Here is a 5,797-nt window from a genome sequence, read left to right as displayed (position 1 = left end):
GTGAACGGGTCGTTGAGCGGGTGATCGGCCCGGCGCCGCCAGCGCTGAGCTGCGGCGAAGGCGGCGCGCGGCCCGTCGTCGGGGGCGTCGGGCTGCAGTCCCAGCCGGCTCGCGGCATCGGTGCCGGAGCCGCCGATCAAGCGGCGCAACGACGCCATCTCATCGGGGTTGAGGGTGGTCGGCCGCGACCGCAGCTGGCTGATCAGCCGTAGCTCCTCGAACGCGTGGGTGTCGGCCAGCAGCGGCTCGATGTCGGCGAGGATGTGGGGTGTCGCGTACACCGGATTCAGTTGCACGAACTGCCGCAGCGACAGCAGCGCGGTATGCGCCTTGAGCAGATCGGAGCGCTGCGCGAACTGCTGGTCGATCACCTCACGCAGCGCCACCAGGCCGCTGCGTTCGAGCAGTTCGTCGGCCAGCGCCACCGAATCGCTCACCCCGGCGCGCAGCACCGCGATCGAGATCCGGATCCCGAACATCCCGAACCGATCCAGCAGCGCCGCGCGGGTAGCGGCATCAACAGGCAGCGCCGGGCTTCCACCGTCGTCCTCGCGCACGAAGCGGTCGACCGACAGCATCGCCTTGGCCAGCGCGGCGGGTTCCACCCCGGCAAGCTTCTCCAGCGCCACGAACTCGCTCTGCCGCAGCGTGCGGGCGGTCAGCGCCAACAGGCCGGACACCGGCACGACGGCCTGGCAGATGCCGGTGCGGTCCATCTCGGCGGTGAACCGCTGCGCGACGTCCTTGGCCGACATCATCGCGTCGATGCGGCCCGCGCCGATCTCGTCGGCGCGGGAGGCCACCCCGATCACCCCGAGCGCTCCGGACGCGCCGCCGACCAGCTGACCGATCTGCTTGAGCAGCGCGATGTCGGCGGCGTTGAGCGTGCGCAGCAGGAACACCACGGCATCGACCCGGGGCACGCCGTCGTCGGGGACCAGCAGCCGCAGCGTGCGGGCGGAGACGTCCCGGGACAGCGACGAGGTTCCGGGCGTGTCGATGATCGTCGCGTCGATCAGTTCGGCTGCCGGCCATTCGACGTCGAGGTCGACGACGTCGTCGGGGTCGACCATCGCGAAGTCGAACGTCAAGCCCCTGTCCTGCCCGGGACCGTCCGACCGCCGGGTGATCGGCACATTGGAACGTCGCCCCCCGCGGTGGTTGGCGGTCACCTTCGGCGTCGGGCCGTGATGGAACCAGGTGACGATGCGCGTCGCCTCGGTCGCGTCGGTGGGCGCGATATCCTCTCCGACCAGGGCGTTGACCAGCGTCGACTTACCGGCCTTGAGCGTGCCGGCCAACGCGATGCGCATGGGCTGGTTGAGCCGGTGGCCGATGCGCTCGAGTTCGTGGTGCACGTCCGGACGCCGGCGGTAGGCGGGATCGGCCCGGTAGGCCGTGATGGTGCCACCCAGGATCGCCCGCACTTGGTCGCTTGTGCTCAGGGTTCGCCCAGTCCCGTCCCGATCGCCCGACTACTAACCCTTCGAGCTTAGTGACCCCGCCGGCGTGGCGAGCTTGTCGGCGTGATCGAGGACCTGCCGCAGGATGTTGAGCTGGCGCTCGAGTTCCTTGACCCGGGTGTGGCGCTCGGCCTCCTCCATCTTGACCGCCGCCAGGGTGGCCTGCAGCGACTCGTTGAGCGAGCGGGTGGCCTGGTTCGCGATCTCGCGGTAGTGGTCGCGCAACTGCCGCTGGATGCCCTTGAGCCGGTCCCGGGACTCCTTGCTCACCACGAACGCGACATCGTCGACGAAGCGGCGGACGTTCATCTTGGCGTCGCTGCGGATCCGCAGCATCCGGTTGTCCATCTCCTCCTTGTAGGCCTTGCGCCCGATCAGCGCTCCGGCCCCCAGCGACAGCGGATTGAACATCCCCAGGCCTGCCACCGACGTCAGCATGCCGAACATCAACACCCCGCCGAAGGAACCCCGCATACCCGAGACCATCCGGTCGCCGACGCGGATCGGTTTGGCCTCCAGCGACGCCAGCGACTTGAACTCGTCCATCCCGGCGCCCATGTCGCGGGCGTCGATCGCCGGCATCCGCACGGCGTTCAGCCCAGCTTCGGTGAACGTCCTCGCGACCTCGGCGGCCAGGACCTCGGCCCGCTGGTAGGCCCACACGAAGTTGTCGCCGACCGCGGTGGCGACCGCCTCCTCCAGCTCGGCGCCGATCTCGGCCCAGTGCTGGGTCGGGTCGCAGGAGTCGATCGCGTTCTCGGTGTACTGGGTGATGTTGCGGAACCGGTGACGCAGGTCGTGGTCGACGTCGGCGGTCAGGTCCGAGATGCCGTCGTTGAGGATCTGCTGCCACAACGCGGTCTGCTGCAGTGCGTCCTGCGCCTCCTGCTTGCGACGCTCCAGGTCGGCGGTCAGACCGTCGCGCGCCTGCGGGTCGGCCAGCGCCGAGAGTTCGGCCTCCAGAGCCAGTTTCAGATGCTCGGCGGTTGCCCGGACCTCCGCGGTCACCTGTTGGCGCACCCGGTCGTTGTGGCGGGCCAGCACGTCCTCGGACAGGAACTTCACGATCGCCGGGAAGTTCGACTCCTCGTTGAGTTCCTTGTCGTTGAGCTTCACGGCGTGGCTGCGCAGCGTCGCCGACGCCGGGATCATCGGTGTGGTGACACCGGCGCGGCGCAAGTGGGCAGCATTGACGTCGACCACCTGCCGCCAGTGCGGGTACAGGTCGGTCTTGCTCGCGACGATCGCGGCGACCGGGCAGATCTCGAGCGCCTGCCGGATGAACGTCATCTCGGGTTCGGTGAACTCCTGGCTGGTGTCGCTGAGCATCAGCATCGCGTCGGCGTCGGGCAACAGGCCCAGCGTCGACGACAGGTGCGGCTGGCCGTGGCCGCCGACACCCGGGGTGTCGATGAACGCCAGGCCACCCTTGAGCAGCGGGCTGGGGGCGGTCACCTCGACCCGCAGCACCTCACGGCCGGCGGCCTGCGGGGCGCGGCGCAGGTCGTTGCCCAGGTCGCTGGTGGGGATCTCGACGAGTTCGGGCTCCTCCCCGTCGGGCCGCGCCACCACCAAGCGCGTTGACGCCTGCTCGCCGTAGGACACCACGGTGGCCAGCACCGTGGACTCGTCGTCACCGACCCGGGCGACCGGCATGTTCAACAGGGAGTTCAGCAGCTGGCTCTTGCCCTGCTTGAGCTGGCCGGCGATCACCACCCGGATCTGCGGGTCGCTGATCCGCCGCTTGGCCCACGCCAGCCGGGACACCAGATCGCCACGCTCGTTGGTGTCGGCGATCTTGCTGGTGTGGTCGATGAGCTCGACGATCACCGTGCGTGGGTCTTTGGCCTGGGTCATGGTGCCCCTCTACGTCCGACGGCGACTGTTCAACGTTAGGCGCGCGGAACTGGCGGGGACCATCACGGTCCCCGCCAGTTGCGCTACCCGGTCACGATGCCTCAGAACGCATCCAGTGACGTGTCGGTGCTGTTGTTCGACGCGACGTCGGTGTCGAAGCCGGTGTTGTTGTCCGAGAACAGGTCGGTCTCGGTGTCGTTGCCCGAGAACAGATCGGTGTCGGTCTCGTTGCCCGACCCGATGTTGGACTCGAAGTTCGAGGAGTTGTCCTCGACCGAGCTCTCCGTCGACGTCGTCGTCTCCGTCTCCACCGAGGTGTTGACCGAGTTGTCCTCGGTGTTGTCGCTGCCGTAGTCGCCGTCGATCTGGGTGCCGGTGTTGACGTCGTTGTCGGTGATGATGATGCCGCCACCGCTGCCGCCGTCACCGCCGGACGCGTTTCCGCTTCCGATGCCGATCAGGCTGTCACCGCCGGCTGCGCCACCACCGTTGCCTCCGCTGGTGTCGACGTCGTTGAGAACCGGGGCGTCGTTGTCGGCGATGAGGTCGCCGCCGGCGGTCTGCGAATTGTCCTCGACCTCGTTGTCCTTGCCCACCACGACGTCGGAGCCGGAGCCGGCGAGGATGTCGCCGTTGTTCATGGTGTTGCCGTCGCCGAGCGCGGCGCCGTCTCCGCTGACGATGTCGCCGTCGTTGTCACCGCCGACCACAACGCCACCGTCGGTGGCGGTGTTGCTGGTCTTGTCGCCGAGGGTGATGTCACCGAAGCCCAGGTTGAACGCGCCGTTCTGGGCGTTGGCGCCCGCGGCCTGGTCGGGGCTGGCCACGGGGACGTTGTTGCCACTCAGCAGGTCGGTGTTGTTGCGGCTGCCCAGTTCGGTGTTCGTGTCCGGCGCGAACGTGGTCTGCGGCGAGAACGGCGAGGCGAAGCTGGTGTTGAGGTTGTGATGGTCGGTCACCGCGCGCTGCAGGCCCATCACCGGGTCGCCGCCGCCGAACATGTAGCCGGCCGGCGCCGCGGTCGCGGCGACCGACGCGAGCTGGGCCGCGGTCACGTTGGGCAGGCCGGCGTCACGCAACGCGCCGTCAGGGTCGATGACAAAAGACGTCGCCGCGGCGGGGCTGCGGAACAGGTCGAGGATGAAGTCGATGAGGGTTGTCATTGAACTGCCTTTCTGTTCTTCCCGGGTCCTACCGTGTTCCTCGGGGAGGTTGGCTCGCCGGGCCTCCCGGCGATCTGGAGACCACGTTATGGACTTCCGAACCCGCGGCAAACGGGGTCGGGACCCCTCCCTGGCCCCGCCGACCTAGGGATATTCAGCGACCCCCATTAGGGGATTAGGGGGCTCTACAGGGCAACCGGGACGCTGCGGGGGATGGACCCGTTTCCGCACGTCAAACGAAAAAACCGCGCGGCCCGGATGGGCCGCGCGGTGTGCCGGGGGTCGGTTCGATCAGCTGAAGATGTCGAATCCCGGGCCGGGGTCGTCACCGGGCTGGGTGTCGACGACCGGCTGCACCCACTCGTCGGTGAGACCAGCGCCGTCGACCACACCCTCCTCGAAGCCCTCCTCGAACACAGGGCCTTCGAGCTGCAGCGATGCCGCGTCGTCGGCCGGGCCGCCTGCCGACGACGGTTCCAGGACCGAGCCGCCGTCCTCGACGGTGTCGGTCACCACAGCGGGGGCGTCGATCAACCCGGGCATGGGCGTCGGGTCGGAGAAGGCGTCGAAAGCGGCGGTGGCCGCACCGCTGGCCCACACGTTGCCCGCCGCCTCCACACCGACGGCGTCCAAACCGGCCGAGGGGGCGCCCATCGACAGTGACTCCGCGACCACCGGGATCAAATTGCTGACGTCAGCGCTGGTCACATCGGTCAGGTGCGCGTCGGCGAGGGCTTGCGCGGGATCAGCGGCGTAGCGTGCCGCAGCGTCGGGATCGCGCACCAGCGACATCACGAAGTCGAGTAGCGAGTTCGCCACGACCACACCTTTCCTATTGGATTCCTGTTGGATCCTGTTGGATCTCCGCTGTTGCCAGCTGCCTGACACGATGCTAGCCACGTTCACTGCTCACCGGATCGGTGCCGAACCCAGCCCTGAGCCGACGGCATTAGGGGATCGCCCATTAGGGGAATCGCGCCACTAGGGGAAATCCGCCGACCCTGGTGGGCGAGCCGTTAAGGTGGTGACCGGCCCAGACAGGAGAGACGCCACGATGACTGAACCACTGGGGTTGTCGATCGGGATGACCAACCTGGTCGCGGCCCGCGTCGGCCGCCCGCCGGTGATACGGCGATCGATCCTCACCCTCTTCGACGACCGTGCGCCCGAGGTCGGGGTGCCCACCGGGTCCGGCCTTGTCCTCAACGGCTTCGTCGACCGCGTCGGCGACCCTGTGCCGCTGGTCGCCGCGGACGGCTCGGCGCACCGCGGTGAGACCGTGCTGGCCGAGGCGCTCGAGGCGATGGCGCGCAC

4 protein-coding genes and 1 pseudogene are annotated in these 5,797 nt (G+C 68.6%); 1 reads left to right on the top strand and 4 read right to left on the bottom strand.

The window, feature by feature from the left end:
• From WA944_RS15965 to WA944_RS15950, 4 genes are all read right to left on the bottom strand, one after another.
• A partial coding sequence (locus WA944_RS15965; RefSeq protein WP_526647120.1) for a dynamin family protein occupies positions 1-1,445 on the bottom strand: 1,445 nt, incomplete at its 3' end.
• Positions 1,446-1,478: 33 nt separating this feature from the next.
• A complete protein-coding gene (gene iniA, locus WA944_RS15960; RefSeq protein ID WP_526647119.1) occupies positions 1,479-3,320 on the bottom strand; it encodes an isoniazid-induced dynamin-like GTPase IniA in 1,842 nt (613 codons plus the stop codon).
• A 101-nt stretch (positions 3,321-3,421) separates the two neighbouring features.
• The gene (locus WA944_RS15955) at positions 3,422-4,483 is read right to left on the bottom strand and encodes an IniB N-terminal domain-containing protein (RefSeq protein ID WP_526609401.1); all 1,062 of its coding nucleotides are present in this window, start codon (positions 4,481-4,483) and stop codon (positions 3,422-3,424) included.
• Between the two features lie 291 nt (positions 4,484-4,774).
• Positions 4,775-5,302, bottom strand: coding sequence for an Rv0340 family IniB-related protein (locus WA944_RS15950; RefSeq protein ID WP_526375906.1), 528 nt, complete (start codon positions 5,300-5,302; stop codon positions 4,775-4,777).
• A gap of 235 nt (positions 5,303-5,537) precedes the next feature.
• On the opposite strand from WA944_RS15950, the pseudogene WA944_RS15945 reads away from it, so the two are divergent.
• A pseudogene (locus WA944_RS15945) lies at positions 5,538-5,797 on the top strand (Hsp70 family protein); the annotation flags it as partial.

This window comes from Mycobacterium sp. (assembly GCF_049683355.1).
In the GTDB taxonomy this organism is placed as follows: Bacteria; Actinomycetota; Actinomycetes; order Mycobacteriales; family Mycobacteriaceae; genus Mycobacterium.
This window is presented reverse-complemented; position numbering and strand designations above follow the sequence as displayed.

Bases quoted from the DNA above. Each gene is read 5' to 3' on its own strand.
- iniA (WP_526647119.1), bottom strand. From the start codon at position 3,320: ATGACCCAGGCCAAAGACCCACGCACGGTGATCGTCGAGCTCATCGAC.
- WA944_RS15955 (WP_526609401.1), bottom strand. From the start codon at position 4,483: ATGACAACCCTCATCGACTTCATCCTCGACCTGTTCCGCAGCCCCGCC.